The organism is Pseudomonas azadiae (assembly GCF_019145355.1).
GTDB lineage: Bacteria > Pseudomonadota > Gammaproteobacteria > Pseudomonadales > Pseudomonadaceae > Aquipseudomonas > Aquipseudomonas azadiae.
The window spans coordinates 1,377,132-1,399,928 of sequence record NZ_JAHSTY010000001.1 but is presented as its reverse complement, the minus strand read 5'-3'; the positions used below and the strand labels follow the sequence as shown (position 1 = coordinate 1,399,928).

Sequence of the window (22,797 nt, the reverse complement as noted above, 5' to 3'; positions counted from 1 at the left end):
TTGTCGCATTGGCGTAAACCCGCGTAAAACGGGGGTTGGCGCTATAAGAAGTTGTCGCTTGGCGGCAAGGCCGCGCTGAAAACTGTCCTTACAATCCCTGCATCGTCCGCCAGTTCCAGGCGGGCGTTCCTCTTCAGGAGACTCCGATGTCCGTTGAGCAAGCCCCGGTGCAACGTGCCGATTTCGACCAAGTCATGGTGCCTAACTACGCACCTGCCGCGTTCATCCCTGTGCGTGGCGCAGGTTCCCGCGTATGGGACCAGGCCGGTCGCGAGCTGATCGACTTTGCCGGCGGCATCGCGGTTAACGTATTGGGTCACGCCCATCCGGCGCTGGTCGGTGCATTGACCGAGCAGGCCAACAAGCTGTGGCATGTCTCCAACGTTTTCACCAATGAGCCGGCCCTGCGCCTGGCGCATAAGTTGATCGACGCCACGTTTGCCGAGCGCGTGTTCTTCTGCAACTCCGGCGCCGAAGCCAACGAGGCCGCGTTCAAGCTGGCCCGTCGCGTCGCGTTCGACCGTTTCGGCACGGAGAAATACGAGATCATCGCCGCGCTGAACAGCTTCCATGGCCGTACCCTGTTCACCGTCAACGTCGGTGGCCAGTCCAAGTACTCCGATGGTTTCGGCCCGAAAATCACCGGCATCACCCACGTGCCTTATAACGACCTGGCCGCGCTGAAAGCTGCCGTGTCGGACAAGACCTGCGCCGTGGTGCTCGAACCGATCCAGGGCGAGGGCGGCGTGCTGCCGGCCGAGCTGGCTTACCTGCAAGGCGCCCGCGAACTGTGCGACGCGAACAACGCGCTGCTGGTGTTCGACGAAGTGCAGACCGGCATGGGCCGCAGCGGCCATCTGTTTGCCTATCAGCACTACGGCGTGACGCCCGACATCCTCACCAGCGCCAAGAGCCTGGGCGGCGGTTTCCCGATCGCGGCGATGCTCACCCGTGAAGACCTGGCCAAGCACCTGGTGGTCGGCACTCATGGCACCACTTACGGCGGCAACCCGCTGGCGTGCGCGGTGGCCGAGGCGGTCATCGACGTGATCAACACACCTGAAGTCCTGGCCGGCGTGAACGCCAAGCACGACCTGTTCAAGGCGCGCCTGGAACAAATCGGCAAGCAATACGGCATCTTCACCGAAGTGCGTGGCCTGGGCCTGTTGATGGGTTGCGTGCTGAGCGATGCATTCAAAGGCAAGGCCAAGGACGTGTTCAACGCGGCCGAGAAAGAAAACCTGATGATCCTGCAAGCCGGCCCGGACGTGGTGCGTTTCGCCCCAAGCCTGGTGGTGGAAGAGGCGGACATCAACGAAGGCCTGGATCGTTTTGAACGGGCTGTGAAGACGTTGACGCAAGCCTGATAGCGACACATTTATCTGCCGCACTGCAGATCAGAATGTGGGAGCTGGCTTGCCTGCGATTGCATTGGTTCAGTCACCCCGATGTCGACTGAGCGATCGCTATCGCGGGCAAGCCCGCTCCCACACTGGTCTTCGGGTGAACCCGATGTGGTGCATGACATTTTCTCTATGAAGTTTCGAGTTAAGGAGTGACACCATGCTGGTGATGCGCCCCGCGCAAATGGCTGATCTGGGCGAGGTACAGCGTCTGGCTGCGGACAGCCCGATTGGTGTCACCTCCTTGCCGGACGATGTGGAGCGCCTGAGCGACAAGATCGCCGCCAGCGAAGCGTCCTTCGCGGCCGAGGTGAGTTTCAACGGCGAAGAAAGCTATTTCTTCGTGCTCGAAGAAACGGACACCGGCAAACTCGCTGGCTGCTCGGCCATCGTCGCTTCGGCCGGTTATTCGGAGCCGTTCTACAGCTTCCGTAACGAAACCTTCGTGCACGCCTCCCGTGAGCTGAAGATCCACAACAAGATCCACGTGCTTTCCCAGTGCCACGACCTGACCGGCAACAGCTTGCTCACCAGTTTCTACGTGGTGCCCGAGCTGGTCGGTTCGCCGTGGTCGGAACTCAATTCCCGTGGCCGCCTGCTGTTCGTCGCCAGCCATCCCGAGCGCTTTGCCGACTCGGTGGTGACCGAGATTGTCGGCTACAGCGACGAGAACGGTGATTCGCCGTTCTGGGACGCCATCGGCCGCAACTTCTTCGACCTCAACTACGCCGCCGCCGAGCGCCTGTGCGGGCTGAAAAGCCGTACCTTCCTCGCCGAGCTGATGCCGCATTACCCGATCTACGTGCCGCTGCTGCCGGACGCCGCCCAAGAGGCGATGGGCCAGGTGCACCCGCGTGCGCAGATCACGTTCGACATCCTGATGCGCGAAGGCTTCGAGACCGACCATTACATCGATATCTTCGACGGCGGCCCGACGCTGCACGCGCGGGTCTCGGGCATTCGCTCGATCGCCCAGAGCCGCGTGGTGCCGGTGAAGATCGGCGAGATGGTCAAGGGTGTCGGCCGCCAGTACCTGGTGAGCAACGCGCAGTTGCAGGATTACCGTGCGGTGATGCTGGAGTTGGACTACGCGCCCGGCAAACCGGTGACCCTGGACCTCGACGCGGCCGAAGCGCTGGGCGTCGGCGAAGGTGCCAGCGTGCGCCTGGTTGCGGTTTAAGCAGAGTTTTGCGGGTGGCCTGGAGCAGGCGGCCCGTTTGAGGAGATAGCATGATTGTTCGTCCCGTACGCAGCAGCGATTTACCGGCCCTGATCGACCTGGCGCGCAGCACCGGCACCGGCCTCACTACCTTGCCGGCCAACGAGGAACGCCTGACCCACCGCGTGGGCTGGGCCGAAAAAACCTTTCGTGGCGACGCCGGGCGCGGCGATGCCGACTACTTGTTCGTGCTGGAAAACGACGAAGGCCGGGTGGTGGGTATTTCCGCGATTGCGGGCGCGGTCGGCCTGCGCGAGCCGTGGTACAACTTCCGGGTCGGCCTGACCGTCAGCGCCTCCCAGGAGCTGAATATCTACCGCGAGATCCCGACGCTGTTCCTGGCCAACGACCTCACCGGCAACTCCGAACTGTGCTCGTTGTTCCTGCACGCCGATTACCGCACCGGCCTCAACGGCCGCATGCTGGCCAAGGCGCGGATGTTGTTCATCGCCGAATTCCCGCAGTTGTTCGGCAACAAGATCATCGCCGAGATGCGCGGTGTGTCCAACGACGCCGGGCGTTCGCCGTTCTGGGAAAGCCTGGGCCGCCACTTCTTCAAGATGGAATTCAGCCAGGCCGATTACCTCACCGGTGTGGGCAACAAGGCATTTATCGCTGAGCTGATGCCGAAGTTTCCGCTGTACAGCTGCTTCCTCTCCGAAGACGCGCGCAACGTGATCGGCAAGGTGCATCCGGACACCGAACCGGCGCTGAGCATGCTCAAGAGCGAAGGCTTCAGCTACCAGGGTTATGTCGATATTTTCGATGCGGGCCCGGCGGTGGAATGTGAAACCAGCAAGATCCGTGCGGTGCGCGACAGCCAGTCGCTGGTGCTCGCCATCGGCACGCCGGGGGACGACGCCACGCCGTTCCTGATCCATAACCGCAAGCGCGAAGACTGCCGCATCACTGCCGCACCGGCCCGCCTGGCCGCGGGTACCTTGGTGGTCGATCCTCAGACTGCCAAGCGTCTCCAGTTGGTGGTCGGTGATCAAGTGCGCGCCGTACCGTTGTCCGCAGCTCGGGAGTCGAAATAATGAATGCGTTGTACATCGCAGGGAGCTGGCTGGCTGGCCAGGGTGAGTTGTTCGAATCGCGCAACCCGGTGACCCAGCAGGTGTTGTGGGCCGGCAATGGCGCCACCACCGAGCAGGTTGAATCCGCCGTGCAGGCCGCGCGCCAGGCGTTCCCGGCGTGGGCCCGGCGCCCGTTGGAAGAGCGCATCAGCGTGCTGGAAGCCTTCGCCGCCACCCTGAAAAAACGCGCCGATGAAATCGCCCGTTGCATCGGTGAGGAAACCGGCAAGCCGCTGTGGGAGTCGGCCACCGAAGTCACCAGCATGGCCAACAAGATCGCCATCTCGGTGCAAAGCTACCGTGAGCGTACCGGCGAGAAGAGCGGGCCACTGGGCGATGCCACCGCTGTGCTGCGCCACAAGCCACATGGCGTGGTGGCGGTGTTCGGCCCCTACAACTTCCCGGGTCATCTGCCGAACGGGCATATCGTTCCGGCGCTGCTCGCGGGTAACACCGTGCTGTTCAAGCCGAGCGAGCTGACCCCTAAAGTCGCCGAGCTGACCGTGCAGTGCTGGGTCGAAGCCGGTTTGCCGGCCGGCGTGTTGAACCTGCTGCAAGGCGCGCGGGAAACCGGCATCGCCCTGGCTGCCAACCCAGGCATCGACGGTTTGTTCTTCACCGGTTCCAGCCGTACCGGCAACCATCTGCACCAGCAATTTTCCGGGCGGCCGGACAAGATCCTGGCCTTGGAAATGGGCGGCAACAACCCGCTGGTGGTCGACGAAGTCGCCGACGTGGATGCGGCGGTGTACACCATCATCCAGTCGGCGTTTATCTCCGCCGGCCAGCGCTGCACCTGCGCACGCCGCCTGCTGGTGCCGGAAGGCGCCTGGGGCGATGCCTTGCTGGCGCGCCTGGTGGCGGTGAGCGCGACAATTGAAGTCGGCGCGTTCGACCAGCAACCGGCGCCATTCATGGGCTCGGTGATCTCCCTCGGCGCCGCCAAGGCCTTGATGGAGGCCCAGGAACTGATGTTGGCCAATGGCGCCGTCGCGCTGCTGGAAATGACTCAGCCTAGGCACCAGGCCGCGTTGCTGACCCCTGGCATCATCGACGTCACCGCCGTGACCGAGCGCGAAGACGAAGAGCTGTTCGGCCCGCTGCTGCAGGTGATCCGCTACGCGGATTTTGCCGCGGCGATCGCCGAGGCCAACAACACTCAATACGGCTTGGCCGCGGGGCTGCTGTCGGATTCCGAAGCGCGCTACCAGCAGTTCTGGCTGGAAAGCCGCGCCGGTATCGTCAACTGGAACAAACAGCTGACCGGCGCCGCCAGCACCGCGCCGTTTGGTGGGGTAGGGGCCTCGGGCAACCACCGCGCCAGTGCGTATTACGCGGCGGATTATTGTGCGTATCCGGTGGCGTCGCTGGAGACCCCGAGTTTGGTTGTGCCTGCCACGCTTACCCCCGGCATAACACTGGTCTAAGGCGGGAAGGGATCTAATGTGGGAGCGGGCTTGCTCGCGAAAGCGATGGTTCAGTCACCGGATGTATTGACTGACACACCGCTTTCGCGAGCAAGCCCGCTCCCACACAAGCCAGCTCCCACATTGACCCGTGGTGCAGTCAAGTCATTTGAAGCCTATAAAAACAGATGTTCGTGGAGCCTCGCCGATGAAATCCTATGAAGTCAATTTTGACGGTCTAGTGGGGCCGACCCATAACTACGGCGGGTTGTCCTTTGGCAACGTCGCCTCCCAGAGCAACAGCCAGCAGCATTCCAGCCCCAAGGAAGCGGCGTTGCAGGGCCTGCAGAAAATGAAGGCCCTGATGGACATGGGCTTTGTGCAAGGGATTCTCGCGCCCCAGGAACGTCCTGATGTGGCCGCCTTGCGAAGCCTGGGTTTCAGCGGCAGCGACGCCCAGGTGATCGAGCAAGCGGCCAAGCATGCCATGCCGTTGCTGGTTGCCAGCTGCTCCGCCTCGAGCATGTGGGTCGCCAATGCCGCCACCGTCAGCCCCAGCGCCGACACGGCGGACGGCCGCGTGCATTTCACCGCCGCCAACCTCAATTGCAAATACCACCGCAGCATCGAACACCCGACCACCAGCCGCGTGCTGGGGGCGATGTTTGCCGATGGTCAACATTTCGCCCACCACGCCGCGTTACCGGCGGTGGCGCAGTTCGGCGACGAAGGCGCGGCCAACCACACGCGTTTCTGCCGTGAATACGGCGAAGCTGGCGTTGAGTTTTTCGTGTTTGGCCGTAGCGCATTCGACCCCCGTTACCCAGCCCCGCAGAAGTACCCGGCGCGCCAGACCCTTGAGGCGTCCCAGGCCGTTGCGCGCCTGCATGGCTTGAAGGACGACGGCGTGGTCTACGCCCAGCAGAACCCGGCGGTGATCGATGCCGGTGTGTTCCACAACGACGTGATCGCGGTGGGCAACGGCGAGGTGCTGTTCTATCACGAGGATGCGTTCCTCCATACCGAGCAGATGCTCGCCGAACTGCAGGGCAAACTGGGCAAGCTGGGTGGTAACTTCCAGTCCGTCTGTGTGCCGCGCGCCCAGGTCAGCGTTGAGGACGCGGTGCGTTCCTACCTGTTCAACAGCCAGTTGCTGACGCGGCCGGATGGCTCGATGCTGCTGATCGTGCCGGAAGAATGCCGTGCCAACGAACGGGTGTGGCACTACCTGCAAAGCTTGACCACTGCCGGTGGCCTGATTCGCGAAGTGAAAGTCTTCGACCTCAAGCAAAGCATGCAGAACGGCGGCGGGCCGGCGTGCCTGCGCTTGCGCGTGGCGCTGAATGAAACGGAACTGGCGGCGGTAAACCCAGGCGTTATCATGACCGCGCCGCTGTACGACACCCTGACCCAGTGGGTCCACAAGCACTACCGCGACAGCCTGCGCGAAACCGACCTGGCTGACCCGCAATTGCTGCTTGAGTGCCGGACGGCACTGGATGAACTGACGCAAATCCTTAAACTGGGCTCGGTTTATCCTTTCCAGATCAATTAACGCCGCATGGCTGAGATATTTTATTTATGACCGACACCCTGAAGCTGATCCTTGAAGACACCGACGGCACCCAGCTGGAAACCTCCTGCACCCGCGTCGCCGTGGTCTGGCAGGGCAAGGAGATCTGGATCCAGCACGACGGCCGCGGCCAACTGCTGATCGGTGTGGATGTAGAGGAAGGCGACGCCGAGTACGCCAACCTGCTGATGCGCCCGCTGGCCACCAACCTGATGAGCCTGCAACTGGAAATGGAACCGGCCGAGGTTGAAGGTGATGACGACGATCACGTCCACGGCCCAGGCTGCAACCACTAAGGAAGCCTCGTATGCTCGCCCTCGGCAAACTGCTTGAACTGACCCTCGCCGGTCGTGAACCGGCGCAAAAAATTCAACTGACTGTCGACGGCGTGCAGATGCGCTGGCTCAGCGAGGGCGCACTTGAAGTGCGTCCGCCGCAGGCCCGGGACAATGGCAGCGACCTGCTGCTGTCGTCCGGCATCCACGGCAACGAAACGGCGCCAATCGAGCTGCTCGACCGCCTGTTGCATGGCATCGCCCGTGGGGAAATAAAACCCCGCACCCGTATTCTGTTCCTGTTCGGCAACCCCGAGGCCATGCGTCGCGGCGAGCGTTACCTGGAACTGGACGTCAATCGGCTGTTCAATGGCCGTCACGAACAAAACATCGGCCCCGAAGCCATGCGCGCCGCCGAACTTGAGCAGTTGGCGCGCAGCTTCTTCAGCCAGTCTGATCGCTCGCGCCTGCATTACGACCTGCACACGGCCATTCGCGGCTCCAAGATCGAGCAGTTTGCGCTGTACCCCTGGAAGGAGGGGCGCCAGCACTCACGCCGTGAACTGGCGCGCCTGCATGCCGCTGGCATGCAAGCGGTGCTGTTGCAGAACAAGGCGTCCATCACCTTTTCTGCATTTACCTACGAGCAGCTCGACGCTGAAGCCTTCACTCTGGAACTGGGCAAGGCGCGGCCGTTCGGGCACAACGAGGGCGTGGATGTTTCACGCCTGGAGCAGCGCCTCACGCAAATCATCGAAGGCACCGAGCCCGAGACAGACAGCCTCGACGGTATGCAGCTGTTCGCCGTGGCGCGCGAAGTGATCAAGCACAGTGACGCCTTCCTGCTGCACTTGCCTGCAGACGTGGAAAACTTTTCGGAATTGAAAAAAGGCTACCTGCTGGCCGAAGACGTGGCCAAGACGCGCTGGGTGATCGAGGAAGAGGGTGCACGCATCATCTTCCCCAACCCGAAGGTTAAGAACGGTTTGCGCGCGGGGATATTGATCGTGCCAACCACGGAGGCGGGCTTGGCGTAAATCTCAAGTCCTACGGGATTCGAATGTGGGAGCTGGCTTGCCTGCGATGCAGGCACCTCGGTCTATCAGTTACACCGAGGTGATGCTATCGCAGGCAAGCCAGCTCCCACACAAAGCCTGTTCCCATAGTTGGGTGTGCAGTGTTGCTTAGACCGCTACAGCCCGCGGCTCGCTGCGACGGATCGCGCGGACCTTGTGCAGCGTATCGGCGCAGGTGCGTGCCGCTTCCTGGCCCTTGTGCACGAAGTGTTCATAGAAAAAGGTGTGATGCTCGGTGCCGGCATGGAAGTGATGCGGTGTCAGCGATACCGAGAACACTGGCACTTCAGTTTCCAGCTGCACTTGCATCAGGCCGCTGACCACCGACTGGGCGACGAACTCGTGACGGTAGATCCCACCGTCCACCACCAGTGCGGCGGCGACAATACCGGCGTAACGGCCGGTCTTGGCCAGCAGCTTGGCGTGCAGGGGCATTTCAAAGGCGCCGCCGACTTCGAAGAAATCGATGTCCGATTCCTGGTAGCCCTGGGCGATCATTTCGGCGAGGAAGCCTTTACGCGATTGGTCGACAATATCCTTGTGCCAGCAGGCCTGGATAAACGCGACGCGCTCGCCGTGGTGGTTTTTACTCTTGCTGTCGATAGCGGTGGGTTGCATGTTCTGACTCCTGTTTAAGAAAAAAACAGGGCGTTATGAATCGAATGGGATTTAAGGGTACGCAAGCACGCATGGTGCGCGGCCCTTAGGTGCCAATCCCGTTCTCTCTTCATCCGGACTATGACCGTCGGCCCCGGGATCACACCGGGTCTGCTGACCTTGCCGCCGTCCTGCGTGAGCAGTTCGAGGCGCCAAGCGCTCGCGGGCTATACACATTGCGTGTAATTACCGCCGGTGGGGAATTGCACCCCGCCCTGAGAACGTTGCCGCCAGAACCCTGGCGGCGAAGCGTTTTTAACACGGTTTTTCGAAAACTGCACGGCCGCTCTATCGATAAGCTATATCGGTTTGTTTGGTTGGTATTCGATTGAATGCAGCCGGGGCTTGATATTCCGTGGTTTTGCCCGCAGTAATCATCTCTATGAGGCACTTACCCAAATCGTCAGAGGCTTGATTCATGTCCGTGATTGACCTGCGCAGCGACACCGTGACCCAACCCACGCCCGGCATGCGCGAAGCAATGGCCACGGCCGCCAGCGGTGATGACGTGTATGGCGAAGACCCCAGCGTCAATCGCCTGGAAGCCGAACTGGCCAAGCGCCTGGGCTTTGCCGCCGCGCTGTTCGTGCCCACCGGTACCATGAGCAACCTGCTGGCATTGATGGCCCACTGTGAGCGCGGCGAGGAATACATCGTCGGCCAGCAGGCCCATACCTACAAATACGAAGGCGGTGGCGCGGCGGTCCTGGGTTCGATCCAGCCGCAGCCGCTGGAGGTGCAGGCGGACGGTTCCCTGGACCTGGACCAGGTACTGGCGGCGATCAAGCCGGACGATTTTCATTTTGCCCGCAGCCGTTTGCTGGCGCTGGAAAATACCATGCAAGGCAAGGTATTGCCGTTGGATTACCTGGCGCAGGCGCGGGCGTTCACCCGTGAACATGGCCTGGCCCTGCATCTGGATGGCGCACGGCTCTACAACGCAGCGGTCAAGCTGGGCGTGGATGCACGTGAGATTGCCCTGCACTTTGATTCGGTGTCGGTGTGCCTGTCCAAAGGCCTCGGTGCACCGATTGGCTCGGTGTTGTGCGGATCCACGGCGCTGATCGCCAAGGCCCGGCGCCTGCGCAAGATGGTCGGTGGTGGCATGCGCCAGGCCGGCTCCCTCGCGGCGGCGGGGCTGTACGCCCTGGATCACCAGGTCCAGCGCCTGGCCGACGACCACGCCAATGCGCAATGGCTGGGCGATGAGCTGCGCAAGGCCGGCTATGAAGTGGAGCCGGTGCAGACCAACATGGTCTATGTGCAGATCGGTGATCAAGCCGAGGCCTTGAAGGCCTTCGCCGCCGAGCGCGCGATCAAGCTGAGCGTTGCGCCACGCCTGCGCATGGTCACGCACATGGATGTCAGCCGGGCGCAGATCGAGCAAGTGGTGCAGGCATTCGTCGAGTTTTCGCGTAAATGACCGTGCAGACCGTCCAATTGAACGTTTCTATCGTATAAACACGCTGTACCACCGGCAAAGGGCCGATATAATGCGGCCCTTTGCCGTCGCTCCGTCTGATGATGTTGCGCACTGGCCTTTGGCCGCAGCCTCCGTGGAAGAACCTAATGAAAAGCGCAGAAATCCGTGAAGCCTTCCTTCGCTTCTTCGAAGAGCAAGGTCACACCCGTGTCGCCTCCAGCTCCTTGATCCCAGGCAATGACCCCACCCTGCTGTTCACTAACGCGGGGATGAACCAGTTCAAGGACTGCTTCCTGGGCCAGGAAAAGCGCGCCTACACCCGCGCCGTCAGCAGCCAGAAATGCGTACGCGCCGGCGGCAAGCACAACGACTTGGAAAACGTCGGCTACACCGCCCGTCACCACACCTTTTTCGAAATGCTCGGCAACTTCAGTTTTGGCGACTATTTCAAGCAGGACGCGATCAACTTCGCCTGGACCTTCCTGACCGGCGTGCTGAAGCTGCCGAAGGAAAAACTCTGGGTCACCGTCTATGCCAGCGATGACGAGGCCTACGACATCTGGACCCGGCAGGTCGGCGTACCGCCTGAGCGCATGGTGCGCATCGGCGACAACAAAGGCGCGCCGTACGCCTCCGATAACTTCTGGACCATGGGCGATACCGGCCCGTGCGGCCCCTGCACCGAGATCTTCTACGACCACGGCGCCGACATCTGGGGCGGCCCACCGGGCTCGCCGGAAGAAGACGGCGACCGTTACATCGAGATATGGAACAACGTTTTCATGCAGTTCAACCGCACCGCCGACGGCGTGTTGCATCCGTTGCCGGCACCGTCGGTGGATACCGGCATGGGCCTGGAGCGGATCAGCGCGGTGATGCAGCACGTGCATTCCAACTACGAAATCGACCTGTTCCAGAGCCTGCTCGCCGCGGCGGCCAAGGCCATTGGTTGCGCCAATGAAGACCAGGCCTCGCTGAAAGTCGTGGCCGACCACATCCGTTCCTGCGGCTTCCTGATTGCCGACGGCGTGCTGCCGTCCAACGAAGGCCGTGGCTACGTGCTGCGTCGCATCATTCGCCGCGCTTGCCGCCATGGCAACAAGCTGGGCGCCAATGGCAGCTTCTTTTACCAGATCGTCGCGGCGCTGGTCGCCGAGATGGGCGACGCGTTCCCGGAACTCAAGCAGAACCAGGCGCACATCGAGCGCGTGCTCAAAGCCGAAGAAGAGCAGTTCGCCAAGACCCTGGAGCAGGGCCTGAAAATTCTCGAGCAAGACCTCGCCAACCTTTCCGGCACCGTGGTGCCGGGTGATGTGGTGTTCAAACTCTACGACACCTACGGTTTCCCGATGGACCTGACCGGCGACATCGCCCGTGAGCGCAACCTGACCCTCGACGAGGCAGGTTTCGAGCGCGAGATGGAAGCCCAGCGCGTGCGCGCTCGGTCCGCCAGCTCCTTCGGCATGGACTACAACAGCCTGGTCAAGGTTGACGTGGCCACCGAATTCACCGGCTACAAGGCCACCGGCGGTGCGGCCAAAGTGGTTGCCCTCTATAAGGAAGGCCAGTCGGTCGACGTCTTGAATGAAGGCGATGACGGCGTGGTGGTCCTGGACCAGACCCCGTTCTACGCCGAATCCGGCGGCCAGATCGGCGACTGCGGGTTCCTCAAGGCGGCGTCCGGTCGTTTTGATGTGCGTGACACCACCAAGACCGGCGGCGCGTTCCTGCACCACGGCGTCCTGGCGTCGGGCAGCCTGACTGTCGGTACGCCGGTGGACACCCAGGTAGACGCCGACGTGCGCCACGCCACCGCGCTGAACCACTCGGCCACCCACTTGCTGCACGCTGCACTGCGCCAGGTACTGGGCGAGCACGTCCAGCAGAAGGGGTCGTTGGTGGACAGCCAGCGCCTGCGCTTCGACTTCAGCCACTTTGAAGCGATCAAGCCCGAGCAGATCAAGGCGTTGGAAGACATCGTCAACGCAGAGATTCGCAAAAACACCCCGGTGGAAACCGAAGAAACCGATATCGAGACCGCCAAGGCCAAGGGCGCCATGGCGCTGTTCGGCGAGAAGTATGGCGACAACGTGCGCGTACTGAGCATGGGCGGCAGTTTCTCGGTAGAACTGTGTGGCGGTATCCACGCCAACCGTACCGGCGACATCGCCCTGCTCAAAATCATCAGCGAAGGCGGCGTGGCGTCCGGTGTGCGGCGTATCGAGGCGGTGACCGGCGCTGCGGCCCTGGCCTACCTCAATGCGGCCGAAGAACAACTCAAGGAGGCGGCCAGCCTGGTCAAGGGCAGCCGCGACAATCTGATCGACAAGCTGTCCGCCGTGCTGGAGCGCAATCGCGCCCTGGAGAAACAGCTGGAGCAGTTGCAAGCCAAGGCGGCCAGTGCCGCGGGCGACGATCTGTCGTCTGCCGCGGTGGACGTCAAGGACGTGAAGGTCTTGGCCGCGCGCCTGGACGGTCAGGACGGCAAGGCGCTGTTGGCCTTGGTCGATCAGTTGAAGAACAAGCTCGGCCGCGCAGTGATCCTGCTCGGCAGTGTCCATGAGGATAAGGTCGTTCTGGTTGCCGGCGTAACCAAGGACCTGACTGGCCAACTCAAGGCTGGTGATTTGATGAAGCAAGCCGCCGCGGCAGTGGGCGGGAAGGGCGGTGGTCGTCCGGACATGGCGCAAGGCGGTGGTGTAGACGCCGGCAGCCTGGACGCAGCCCTGGCCCTGACCGTGCCGTTTGTCGAGGCAGGTATTTAAGGCACTGTTAATCGGCCCGTGGTCCAGTCGCGGGCAGGTTCGGTGCTGGTTGATTGGTTATCAGGCGCCCCTTTACGGGCTGAGGCGGCTTAGAAATGGCTTTGATCGTACAGAAATTTGGAGGTACCTCGGTCGGCTCTGTTGAAAGAATCGAGCAGGTGGCCGACAAGGTTAAGAAATTCCGCGATGCCGGTGACGACCTGGTGGTGGTGCTGTCGGCCATGAGCGGCGAGACCAATCGTCTGATCGATCTGGCCAAGGCAATCAGTGGCGATCAACAGCCGCTGCCGCGTGAGCTGGATGTGATCGTGTCCACCGGCGAGCAGGTGACCATCGCCTTGCTGGCCATGGCGCTGAACAAGCGCGGTGTGCCGGCGGTGTCCTACACTGGCAGCCAGGTGCGCATCCTCACCGATAGCGCGCATACCAAGGCGCGGATCCTGCAGATCGATGACCAGAAAATTCGTACGGACCTGAAGGCCGGACGCGTGGTAGTTGTAGCGGGCTTCCAGGGCGTGGACGAGCAGGGCAACATCACCACCCTCGGGCGCGGCGGTTCGGACACTACCGGTGTGGCGCTGGCAGCGGCGCTCAAGGCAGATGAATGCCAGATATACACGGATGTGGATGGCGTCTACACCACCGATCCGCGCGTGGTGTCCGTGGCCCAGCGCCTGGATAAAATCACCTTTGAAGAGATGCTGGAAATGGCCAGCCTCGGCTCCAAGGTGTTGCAGATTCGCGCGGTGGAGTTCGCCGGCAAGTACAACGTTCCGCTGCGCGTATTGCACAGCTTCAAAGAGGGTCCGGGCACCCTTATTACTATTGATGAAGAGGAATCCATGGAACAGCCGATCATTTCCGGTATCGCTTTCAACCGTGATGAAGCCAAGCTGACTATCCGTGGCGTGCCAGACACCCCGGGCGTGGCGTTCAAGATCCTGGGCCCTATCAGCGGCGCGAACATCGAAGTCGACATGATCGTGCAGAACGTGTCGCACGATAACACCACCGATTTTACCTTCACTGTGCACCGCAACGAATACGATGCAGCGGAGCGGATCCTGCAGAACACGGCCAGGGAAATCGGTGCCCGTGAAGTGGTGGGCGATACCAAGATTGCCAAGGTGTCGATCGTGGGCGTGGGCATGCGCTCCCATGCCGGCGTTGCCAGCCGCATGTTCGAGGCCCTGGCCAAGGAAAGCATCAATATCCAGATGATCTCTACGTCGGAAATCAAAGTCTCTGTGGTCATCGAAGAGAAATACCTGGAGCTGGCAGTACGCGCGTTGCATACCGCTTTTGAGCTGGACGCTCCGGCCCGACAGGGCGAGTGAGGCAGTGCCAGGAAGGCGCGGTTTACCGCGCCTTTCCTTTTTTTGTAGGGCGCATGTTCTTTTGCGTGCGCTCGACAATACTTAGGCGGGTAGGGCTATAGCCTTTTGGTTGTAGGTCCAAAGCCGTTTTTTTGCAGACTGTTGTTCCTGAACTGAAATGCGTGAGGAGAAAGGTATGCTGATTCTGACTCGTCGGTGCGCAGAAAGCCTGATTATCGGTGATGGCGAAATCACCGTGACCGTGCTCGGCGTCAAAGGCAATCAAGTACGTATCGGGGTTAACGCTCCGAAAGAGGTAGCGGTGCACCGCGAGGAAATTTACCTGCGGATCAAGAAAGAGAAGGACGAAGAACCAAGCCTTTAATTTTTATCGTTTTTTATGTTTGCAAACGGGGATGAACGTGGTTAATATACGCCCCGTGTTGCGGAGAGCTGGCCGAGTGGCCGAAGGCGCTCCCCTGCTAAGGGAGTACACCTCAAAAGGGTGTCGGGGGTTCGAATCCCCCGTTCTCCGCCATTATTTGCTTAGTACGTTGCGATCTGGTTTTTTCGGTAAGTAGTTGAAATTACTCGAAAAAATAGCTTTACATAGAGATTGAACGGCCTATAATGCGCGGCAACAAATGCACTCGTAGCTCAGCTGGATAGAGTACTCGGCTACGAACCGAGCGGTCACAGGTTCGAATCCTGTCGAGTGCACCATTTAAGAGTCAGTTGCAGTGATGCAGGTGATTCGGTTGCAACCAGTTGTGATCTGGTCTAAAAACACAATCTGCACTCGTAGCTCAGCTGGATAGAGTACTCGGCTACGAACCGAGCGGTCACAGGTTCGAATCCTGTCGAGTGCACCATACAAACAAAAAGCCCGCCAAGTGCGGGCTTTTTGCCGTCTGGGGGTTGTGTAGGATTTTCTCTTTTTCATTCGCTCCGGTGTGTTTTCCGTCCCCGCTGCGCCGTCGCAGTTCATAGATGCAGCCATTACTCAGCATTGGCTCGCAAGCGCTTGTTCTTTCCAGTTTTTTGACGTTTAAAGTGGCCGGGCGGTGTATCATTGCGCCCGTCAGCCCCGCCGGGGCTTGTGGAATACCTCCATGGACTTACCCAGTAGTAACTCAGTACCGCGTTTTACCAATCATGAATTGACTGATTGATCCTTCCGGCGTGCCCCGCTGCTGGGAGTGGAGTTCGCCTATGACCGAAGTAGAAGTAAAGAAAACACAGGAAAGCCTGCAGGATCGCCTGGCTCAAGTCATCGAGCTGCTGCAGCGCCAGCGCGTGGTCGAAGACCTGACGCACCGCCAGGAAGGCCCGAATAACAACCTGGTCGAAAACCTGGTTCACCGGCAGAACCTCGTTGAGCTGCAACGCAAGCTCGATGACCTGCACTCCGCCGACGTCGCCTATATTCTCGAAGCCTTGCCGCTGGATGATCGACTGACCCTCTGGCAGTTGGTCAAGGCCGACCGCGACGGCGATATCCTGCTCGAAGTCTCCGACTCGGTCCGTGAAACCCTGATCGCTGACATGGACGATCACGAGCTTCTGGCCGCCGCCAAGGAGATGGACGCCGACGAACTGGCGGACCTGGCGCCTGAGCTGCCCCGTGATGTCGTCCATGAGCTGATGGAAGCGCTGGACACTCAGCAGCGTGAGCGCGTGCGCTCGGCGCTGTCGTATGACGACGATCAGGTCGGCGCCCTGATGGACTTCGAGATGGTCACCATCCGCGAAGATGTCAGCCTGGAAGTGGTCCTGCGTTACCTGCGCCGTCTCAAGGAGCTGCCTGGCCATACCGATAAGCTGTTCGTGGTCGATTACGAAGGCATCCTCAAAGGCGTCCTGCCGATCAAGCGCCTGCTGGTCAATGACCCGGACAAGAAAGTTGCGGACTTGATGGCCAGCGACACCGTGAGCTTCCACCCGGATGAAGACGCCTACGATGCCGCGCAGGCATTCGAGCGGTATGACTTGATCTCGGCGCCGGTGGTGGACAAGAACGGCAAGTTGATTGGCCGTTTGACCATCGATGAGATCGTCGACCTGATTCGTGAAGAAAGTGAGACCGAAGTCCTCAACATGGCGGGTCTGCGTGAAGAGGAAGATATCTTCGCATCCGTCTGGCGTTCGCTGCGTAACCGCTGGGCCTGGCTGGCCGTCAACCTGATTACCGCGTTTATCGCTTCGCGCGTGATCGGCTTGTTTGAAGGCTCGATCGAGAAACTGGTCGCCCTGGCGGCGTTGATGCCGATCGTCGCCGGTATTGGCGGTAACTCCGGCAACCAGACCATTACCATGATTGTGCGCGCCATGGCACTGGATCAGGTGAGTACGGCCAACTCCTCGCGGCTGCTGCGCAAAGAGCTGGCCGTGGGCCTTATCAATGGCCTGGTGTGGGGTGGGGTGATCGGCGTGGTGGCGTACTTGCTGTATGGCAGCTGGTCACTCGGCGTGGTCATGACGGCCGCCATGACCCTCAACCTGCTGCTGGCGGCGCTGATGGGGGTGTTGATCCCGATGACCCTGGCCCGCATTGGTCGCGACCCTGCCATGGGTGCCAGCGTGATGATCACCGCCATGACCGACAGTGGTGGCTTTTTCATCTTCCTGGGCCTGGCAACGATCTTCCTGCTTTGATCCCTCTGGGGGCGAGCTTGCTCGCTCCCACGCAAGCCCACTTCGGGTGACCCCTCAAATTCCACGCAAAAAAAAGCCAGCATTTAGCTGGCTTCGGCTTTCAGTCGCGAATCAATTGGCTTCTGCGGCCGCCTCAACGTCGTGCGCGATAAGCGAGACGAGAGCATTTTGCTGGCGGTGGGAGAGCTGACGAAAACGCTGCAGCAGTTCGCGTTCGTGCAGCGACAGCTCGGGGCTGTCCAGGCGCATGCTCAACTCGTCGCCCAAGGCACCTTCCTGAATGAGGCTTTGTTCCAGGCGCGCGATGATTTCGGAGTTCATGCTGCGGTGATGATTGCGAGCCACCTCGGCAATGCGTTCCCGCATTCCGTCTGGCAGACGTACGACGAACTTGTCAGCCGTACGGCTGGAATAAATTGCCTGTTTCAATGGGCGCATATATTTAACCGGTTAGTTCAGGGGAGCGGTTTTTGGAATTGGCCGCAAGATGAGTGTTAAGACAAGACTCACGACCAAAGTTCAACCCGAATTGCAAAGAGGCCGCATCATGCCTCACATTTGCCAGTTCCTTGGCGTCAATTCTGTGACAAATATTGAACTGACTAAAGGCTTTATGCCAGCACTCATTTGCATTTTTGCGGACTGGTTGGAAAAACCGGGTCATGCGCGGTTTCCCAAGGGAACTTCTCGCAAGTCCAGGCGCCACAGGGTTTCAGGCCGCACATCCTAGCGCAAAGTGGCATTTTGCCCTTGTCTTTAAGACTAGTGGCAATTTGCCGATTAGCGAGGGTGAGGCGACATAAGGTAACGCAGGGGGGTCAGCGCAGGACGGGATCGAACTTGAAGCGACGACCCACGATCAGGGTCAGCAGGAACAGGCTGGCGAATACGCCGCTGGCGATAAAAGCGGTGGTTTGGCCGTCTTGCGATTCAGCACTCAAACCCAGCAGGCCGGTGAATGCGGTCAGGCACATAAACAGCCAGGCAAATTTGCTCATCGCCAACTTCCTCAGAAAACCCAGCGTTCGGATGCAGGTGCAGGTTCAACCTGAGTACCTTGGGCCACGCGCATAGGTGACTGGGCGTTTGGCGTCATCACCGCCAATTGCGGGCGCTGCTGCAAGTGGTGGGGCACCGCCTGGCTGAGCTGCGCAGGGTCGTTATTGCCAGACGATTGAAAGTGAAACGTTACCAATGCAGCCAGGGCTATGGTGTTGAGGGCTAACAGAAAGGCACTGTTCATGGTCATGTTCTCCGCTTAACGCCGTGGCTGATGGGTCTGTAGGAGAAGTATTGCAGTTGTCGTGCCAACCTGTTTTTCTAGTAAATTCAATGGCTTGAGACTGGTTAGAATGGCCGGGAGGTTGCAATTTGCAATGAAGGGATCGTGCAGGAGTGCAAATTGCACGATGACCGCCTGCGCCCGTATCTGCGGGGCTAGACCGTGATCACCCCGCCCAGGGAGCGGCCTACACTCAAAAAGCATAAGGACGACATGACAAAACCCACCTCGGCCGTTAACATGCACGCCGTCCGTCGCCGCGCACTTGGCGCCGCGGCTGTCACATGTCCCAGTAGCTCAATTGGATAGAGCATCCCCCTCCTAAGGGGAAGGTTGGCCGTTCGAACCGGCCCTGGGACACCAGATCCAAAGCCCTGCCCAGACCTTCTGGCAGGGCTTTTTTGTGCGCGCTGTTCGCACTCGGGTCGAACCTTGCCGGTGTTCAGGGTTCACAGCACGTGCGCGGTGTATTTATCGCAATCGATGTACCTTGCAAGTGGCCTGGCAGCGTCTGAGCTGTCAGGCGAAATAATCCCCCGAAACAGCGCAGACCGCCTGTCCGGACTTTTCTACCCCGGACTATCATGCAGATAGCCCTTATTCTCACCGCAAGGAGCCGCTCGGAACGCCGATGCGCCAGATCTGGAAATCTTTTCGAGCCCTTTATTTCGCGTCTTTGATGATGCTGATCGGCTCCGGCCTGCTCAGCACTTACCTGGCTTTGCGCCTGGCAGCCGACAATGTCGACAGCCTGTGGGTGGGTGCGCTGATGGCGGCCAACTATTTTGGCCTGGTGCTGGGTGGCAAGATCGGGCACCGCCTGATTGCCCGGGTCGGGCATATCCGGGCCTACGCCACCTGTGCCGGCATCGTCGGTGCCGCGGTGCTGGGCCACGGCCTGGTCGACTGGCTGCCGGCCTGGATCGTATTGCGGGTGATCGTGGGCCTGGGGATGATGTGCCAGTACATGGTCATCGAGAGCTGGCTCAATGAGCAGGCGGACGCCAAGCAGCGTGGCGTGGTGTTCAGCCTGTATATGATCGCGTCCTACCTGGGGCTGGTGTTGGGGCAATTGATCCTGGTGCTGCATCCCCAGCTTGGCCTCGAACTGTTGATGCTCGTGGCGCTGTGCTTCGCCCTGTGCCTTGTGCCGGTGGCAATGACTCGGCGCATTCACCCGGCCGCACTGCATCCTGCGCCGATGGAACCGCGCTTCTTTATCAAGCGCGTGCCACAGTCGCTGAGTACGGTGCTGGGGGCCGGATTGATCGTTGGCTCGTTCTACGGTCTGGCGCCGCTGTATGCGTCCCAGCAAGGGCTGACGACCGAGCAGGTCGGTTTGTTCATGGGTAGCTGCATTTTTGCCGGTTTGCTGGTGCAGTGGCCGCTGGGCTGGTTATCGGACCGTTATGACCGGGCGCTGTTGATCCGCTGCTTCGCCTTGTGCCTGGCCGTGGCGGCACTGCCCCTGGCGATCATGACCCAGGTGCCGCTGGAAGTGCTGTTTGTGGCGGGCTTCCTGTGTTCGCTGGTGCAATTCTGCCTGTACCCGCTGGCCGTGGCGTTCTCCAACGACCATGTGGAAGGTGATCGCCGGGTTTCGCTGACGGCCATGCTGTTGGTGACCTATGGCATCGGCGCCAGCATCGGGCCGCTGTTGGCGGGGGTGATCATGAAGCTCTTCGGCAACCAGATGCTGTATGCGTTTTTCAGCCTGTGCGCGCTGATTCTGGTGTGGCGAATCCGCCCGAAAGCCGTGACCAACCTGCACCAGGTGGAAGACGCGCCGCTGCATCACGTGGCGATGCCCGACAGCATGTCCAGTTCCCCGCTGGTGGCTGCGCTCGATCCGCGGGTGGATGAGCAGGTTGTGCAGGAGCAGATGCAGGTCAGTGTGCCCGACCCGGAACCGCAAGACGATGCGCAGCCATCGACCGACGAGCCGCCCTTCGAAGGGCCGCCGGAGCCGCTGGGTCCCGAAGAGCATCCGCATGACTTGAGCAGGGCGCGCCCCTGAACGCAAAAACGGGCGGTTCCCTTCAGGAATCGCCCGTTTTTTTATCGCGATTTCAGGTTTAAAAATCGTCGTCTTTGTCGAAGCGCCGCGCTTCGCGTTGCAGCTGGTAGACAAAACGTTCGACTTGGCGCTGCACCAGGCCGCTCATGTTGTGAAAGCGCACGCCGGCGAAGGTAATGTTGATCCTTTCTTCGAAGTGCAGGTACCGCAGTTCGACCGAGGTAGTCATGCTGCCAAAGGGCAGGGCGGCCATGAAGCGGTCGTAGACCTGGCCCAGCTGCAGGCGCTCGGAGATGTCCCCTTCAAAGCGCAGTTTGCAACCGGTGGCGGAAATATCCAGGAGTTTGCCGCGCACAGGTGCCTGGAGCTTCTCGCCATCCAGTTCGATGTTGACCAGTTGCGCCAGCTTCAAGGCGGCGCGGAAGGCATTGCGACGCTGATGGTAGACCACCTCGTCGGGCATGCTGCCGGTGTAGACACGGTGGCCGTCTTTTTCGCTGACGGTAAGAGTGCCATTGCTGTCCCACGCAATACGCACGCCGTCGTGGAAACCTTCGATGCGAAAGGGTTCGCCGTTTTCGAGGTGGCGTTCACCGTCGCGGGGAACCATTTCATCCAGGATCATCGCGCGGCCGTCACGGTCCACGTCCACCAGGTAACTCTGGAAGCGCTGGCTGCGTTCGTGGAAGGTGATGATCAGCGGGTCGTGGCTTTCTTGCAGCATCCGCAAGGTGCCGGCGATTTCCAGAGGCGTGGTGAGGACCTTGGGGGGCTGCGGGGCATCTTCCGCATTAAGGGCGTTGAACACGGTTCTTCCATCTCCAGACAAAATACGACTACACGCGAGAGCAGGCATTCTGCCAGTATGTGGCGCGCCTTGGATAGGCCGAGCTGTAAAACCAGCGTCAGGCTTGGCTGCGGGTGCTTGGCTTGACCAGGCGCGAGGTGGAACCCTGAGCGTTATAGAGCGCTGGAGGCTCGCCGCCGTGAAGTATGCGCAACTGGTTGGCGGTCGTGGCTTGCTGAAGCTGGATCGACTGACCGTTGAGCAGGTTGGCTTCCTGGCACTGGGTGAGCAATTGGTTGAGTTCTTTACTCTGGGCGAGCAGTTGATCGCCGACCGAAGAGTGGCTGGCCAATTGCGCCAGGCCGTCGTGGTCGGCGGGAAGGCCCAGGCTGATAAGGATCTGGCTGCGTTTTTTGCCGTGCTGTTCCAGCAGGACAATCAGCGACTGCTTGCGCGCCAGAATTTCTTCCAGCAGCGGCATGTCCCGGCCGTAGAGGGCCAGGGATTCTTCCTTGAGCAGCTTGAGCAACTGTTGCGTCGGCGCGAGATCATCAAGGATCAGTTGAAGCAGATTTTCGTCGTGATGCATGGCTGGCCTTGGGGTTTAAGCGTCCAAAAGCCCGGCGCAGGCCTTTGCCTAGCGCTCGGCTTCGAAATTGAGCAGCTTGCTGGCTACACGGTTGCTGTCGACTTTATAGCTGCCATCGGCGATTGCCTGTTTCAATTCGGCCACACGGGCTTTATTGACCACCGGTTGATCGCGTAGCGAGTCAGTGACCTTCTGCAACTGTTGAGCCTCATTGCTCAGGTGTACGGACTCCCCGCTCTGGCTGGCGCTCGCCTGTTCCGCCTTGGCGGGCAGTGGCGGGGCCTTGGCTTCTACGTTTTCCTTGCTGGTAGTACGCGTAGTGCCTGACGTCGTCGGGGTGTTATTTAAACGGCTGAAATCGATGACCATGATCAAAAAACCTCTGGGTATTTGGACGCTTGCCATGTTTTCGGCCATACCCAAACAAACTTTAGGCGCGAATGACAATAAATCTCCACACGGGACTTCTCGTGCACAGTGTAGGAAATGCGGGCGTCCCGTACCAGTGGTCTATAAAGCGACCTCCACTTGCCCTGGGGCTGTGACCCGCGCCTTGATCACGCGGTTTGAGTTGAGGTTCTTGACCCGGATCTGCTCGCTCATGCCACCGTTGGCCAGCGCTTCCCCCGGCATTTTTACGTTCAACCCGCCACTGCTGGCGGAAATCACCACCTGGTCACCCTTGCGAATCACCTCGGCCTGCTCAAGATGCACCAGGGTAATCACCTGATCGGTGACCACTGGTCGGGTCAGTTTCTGCCCGACGGCCTGATCGACGGAGGTCAGGTAGCCCTGGCTGATCATGCTGATGTCCCGTTCGCGCAGCACGACGTCCTCAAAACCGATGATGCCGGTGCGCTTGAGCGGGCGGGCAACCACCACCACATCGCGGAACAACTTGACCTGGGCCGGCACGAACACGGTCCAGGGCGAGGCGCCTTCGCAGCGCACCTTGACCGTCACGCGGCCGATGGGCTGGGCCGGACTTTCCAGGGTGGCTGTCAATTCCTTGTCGCACATTGGCATGCGCAGGCGGGGGTCCAACTGGTTGACCTGGATTTCATAACGTCCCGGCGTCTGTGTGGTCGCCAGATAATCTTCTACAGTGAACTCAAGAAAGCCCTGAGTGACGCCGATAAGTACATCAGGCAGTGTGACGTTATCAGCGCGGGCCGTGGCGCCCAGGCCCAAGGCGAGCAGCGCCAGCGGTACGCAGAGGCATCTGCAGAACCGTGTCAGGGTGGGGCGTCGGGAAACCGTCGTTTTAATATCCATGAT

Annotated in this window: 21 protein-coding genes, 4 tRNA genes and 1 riboswitch; of the genes, 17 read left to right on the top strand and 8 right to left on the bottom strand. The window is 60.5% G+C overall.

Annotation, left to right across the window (positions count from 1 at the left end):
• The first annotated feature begins 146 nt into the window (after nt 1-146).
• From KVG91_RS06305 to astE, 7 genes are all read left to right on the top strand, one after another.
• Entirely contained in the window at nt 147-1,367 is a 1,221-nt protein-coding gene (locus KVG91_RS06305; RefSeq protein ID WP_169377314.1) for an aspartate aminotransferase family protein, read from the top strand.
• A 196-nt stretch (nt 1,368-1,563) separates the two neighbouring features.
• On the top strand, nt 1,564-2,583 hold the full coding sequence (gene aruF, locus KVG91_RS06300) for an arginine/ornithine succinyltransferase subunit alpha (protein ID WP_169377313.1): 1,020 nt from the start codon (nt 1,564-1,566) through the stop codon (nt 2,581-2,583).
• A 50-nt stretch (nt 2,584-2,633) separates the two neighbouring features.
• A complete protein-coding gene (gene astA, locus KVG91_RS06295) occupies nt 2,634-3,659 on the top strand; it encodes an arginine N-succinyltransferase (RefSeq protein ID WP_076949620.1) in 1,026 nt (341 codons plus the stop codon).
• Nucleotides 3,656-5,125 carry a succinylglutamate-semialdehyde dehydrogenase gene (gene astD, locus KVG91_RS06290; RefSeq protein ID WP_169377320.1) on the top strand — a complete coding sequence of 490 codons (1,470 nt, stop codon included), beginning with the start codon at nt 3,656-3,658 and terminating at the stop codon, nt 5,123-5,125. Before astA ends, astD begins: the two co-directional genes overlap by 4 nt.
• A gap of 187 nt (nt 5,126-5,312) precedes the next feature.
• On the top strand, nt 5,313-6,659 hold the full coding sequence (gene astB / locus KVG91_RS06285; RefSeq protein WP_169377312.1) for an N-succinylarginine dihydrolase: 1,347 nt from the start codon (nt 5,313-5,315) through the stop codon (nt 6,657-6,659).
• A gap of 26 nt (nt 6,660-6,685) precedes the next feature.
• Nucleotides 6,686-6,973 (top strand): topoisomerase II, encoded by a 288-nt coding sequence (locus KVG91_RS06280; protein WP_076949617.1) that lies wholly within the window; start codon nt 6,686-6,688, stop codon nt 6,971-6,973.
• A gap of 11 nt (nt 6,974-6,984) precedes the next feature.
• On the top strand, nt 6,985-7,989 hold the full coding sequence (gene astE, locus KVG91_RS06275) for a succinylglutamate desuccinylase (RefSeq protein ID WP_169377311.1): 1,005 nt from the start codon (nt 6,985-6,987) through the stop codon (nt 7,987-7,989).
• Nucleotides 7,990-8,136: 147 nt separating this feature from the next.
• Here astE and KVG91_RS06270 read toward each other — a convergent pair whose 3' ends face one another.
• Nucleotides 8,137-8,646 carry a 6,7-dimethyl-8-ribityllumazine synthase gene (locus KVG91_RS06270; protein ID WP_065874001.1) on the bottom strand — a complete coding sequence of 170 codons (510 nt, stop codon included), beginning with the start codon at nt 8,644-8,646 and terminating at the stop codon, nt 8,137-8,139.
• A 96-nt stretch (nt 8,647-8,742) separates the two neighbouring features.
• Nucleotides 8,743-8,912: riboswitch (FMN riboswitch) on the bottom strand.
• 191 nt (nt 8,913-9,103) lie between these two features.
• On the opposite strand from KVG91_RS06270, the gene ltaE reads away from it, so the two are divergent.
• The 8 genes from ltaE to mgtE all read left to right on the top strand — a co-directional run bounded on the left by ltaE (nt 9,104) and on the right by mgtE (nt 16,844).
• On the top strand, nt 9,104-10,108 hold the full coding sequence (ltaE, locus tag KVG91_RS06265; protein ID WP_169377310.1) for a low-specificity L-threonine aldolase: 1,005 nt from the start codon (nt 9,104-9,106) through the stop codon (nt 10,106-10,108).
• A 146-nt stretch (nt 10,109-10,254) separates the two neighbouring features.
• A complete protein-coding gene (gene alaS / locus KVG91_RS06260; RefSeq protein WP_169377309.1) occupies nt 10,255-12,873 on the top strand; it encodes an alanine--tRNA ligase in 2,619 nt (872 codons plus the stop codon).
• A gap of 95 nt (nt 12,874-12,968) precedes the next feature.
• Complete coding sequence (locus KVG91_RS06255) at nt 12,969-14,210, top strand: aspartate kinase (RefSeq protein WP_169377308.1); 1,242 nt, start codon at nt 12,969-12,971, stop codon at nt 14,208-14,210.
• A gap of 175 nt (nt 14,211-14,385) precedes the next feature.
• Entirely contained in the window at nt 14,386-14,574 is a 189-nt protein-coding gene (gene csrA, locus KVG91_RS06250) for a carbon storage regulator CsrA (protein WP_003175645.1), read from the top strand.
• Between the two features lie 62 nt (nt 14,575-14,636).
• Nucleotides 14,637-14,727 (top strand) — tRNA-Ser (locus tag KVG91_RS06245).
• A 108-nt stretch (nt 14,728-14,835) separates the two neighbouring features.
• Nucleotides 14,836-14,912 (top strand) — tRNA-Arg (locus tag KVG91_RS06240).
• Between the two features lie 72 nt (nt 14,913-14,984).
• A tRNA-Arg gene (locus KVG91_RS06235) sits at nt 14,985-15,061 on the top strand.
• 340 nt (nt 15,062-15,401) lie between these two features.
• The gene (gene mgtE, locus KVG91_RS06230; RefSeq protein ID WP_169378104.1) at nt 15,402-16,844 is read left to right on the top strand and encodes a magnesium transporter; all 1,443 of its coding nucleotides are present in this window, start codon (nt 15,402-15,404) and stop codon (nt 16,842-16,844) included.
• 111 nt (nt 16,845-16,955) lie between these two features.
• On the opposite strand, the gene KVG91_RS06225 is transcribed toward mgtE, so the two are convergent.
• From KVG91_RS06225 to KVG91_RS06215, 3 genes are all read right to left on the bottom strand, one after another.
• A complete protein-coding gene (locus KVG91_RS06225; protein WP_003175643.1) occupies nt 16,956-17,282 on the bottom strand; it encodes an Arc family DNA-binding protein in 327 nt (108 codons plus the stop codon).
• Between the two features lie 380 nt (nt 17,283-17,662).
• Nucleotides 17,663-17,842 carry a PA3371 family protein gene (locus tag KVG91_RS06220; protein ID WP_169378103.1) on the bottom strand — a complete coding sequence of 60 codons (180 nt, stop codon included), beginning with the start codon at nt 17,840-17,842 and terminating at the stop codon, nt 17,663-17,665.
• Nucleotides 17,843-17,853: 11 nt separating this feature from the next.
• A complete protein-coding gene (locus tag KVG91_RS06215) occupies nt 17,854-18,087 on the bottom strand; it encodes a hypothetical protein (RefSeq protein ID WP_169378102.1) in 234 nt (77 codons plus the stop codon).
• A gap of 325 nt (nt 18,088-18,412) precedes the next feature.
• On the opposite strand from KVG91_RS06215, the gene KVG91_RS06210 reads away from it, so the two are divergent.
• A tRNA-Arg gene (locus KVG91_RS06210) sits at nt 18,413-18,489 on the top strand.
• Between the two features lie 268 nt (nt 18,490-18,757).
• Nucleotides 18,758-20,143 (top strand): MFS transporter, encoded by a 1,386-nt coding sequence (locus tag KVG91_RS06205; protein ID WP_169378101.1) that lies wholly within the window; start codon nt 18,758-18,760, stop codon nt 20,141-20,143.
• Nucleotides 20,144-20,201: 58 nt separating this feature from the next.
• Here the strand turns inward: KVG91_RS06205 and KVG91_RS06200 are convergent, their stop codons facing one another.
• From KVG91_RS06200 to flgA, 4 genes are all read right to left on the bottom strand, one after another.
• Nucleotides 20,202-20,951 (bottom strand): flagellar brake protein, encoded by a 750-nt coding sequence (locus KVG91_RS06200; RefSeq protein WP_169378100.1) that lies wholly within the window; start codon nt 20,949-20,951, stop codon nt 20,202-20,204.
• Between the two features lie 97 nt (nt 20,952-21,048).
• Nucleotides 21,049-21,519, bottom strand: coding sequence for a flagella synthesis protein FlgN (locus KVG91_RS06195; RefSeq protein ID WP_169378099.1), 471 nt, complete (start codon nt 21,517-21,519; stop codon nt 21,049-21,051).
• Nucleotides 21,520-21,567: 48 nt separating this feature from the next.
• Entirely contained in the window at nt 21,568-21,888 is a 321-nt protein-coding gene (gene flgM / locus KVG91_RS06190; RefSeq protein ID WP_169378098.1) for a flagellar biosynthesis anti-sigma factor FlgM, read from the bottom strand.
• Between the two features lie 141 nt (nt 21,889-22,029).
• Nucleotides 22,030-22,794, bottom strand: coding sequence for a flagellar basal body P-ring formation chaperone FlgA (gene flgA / locus KVG91_RS06185; RefSeq protein WP_169378097.1), 765 nt, complete (start codon nt 22,792-22,794; stop codon nt 22,030-22,032).
• Nucleotides 22,795-22,797 lie beyond the last annotated feature (3 nt).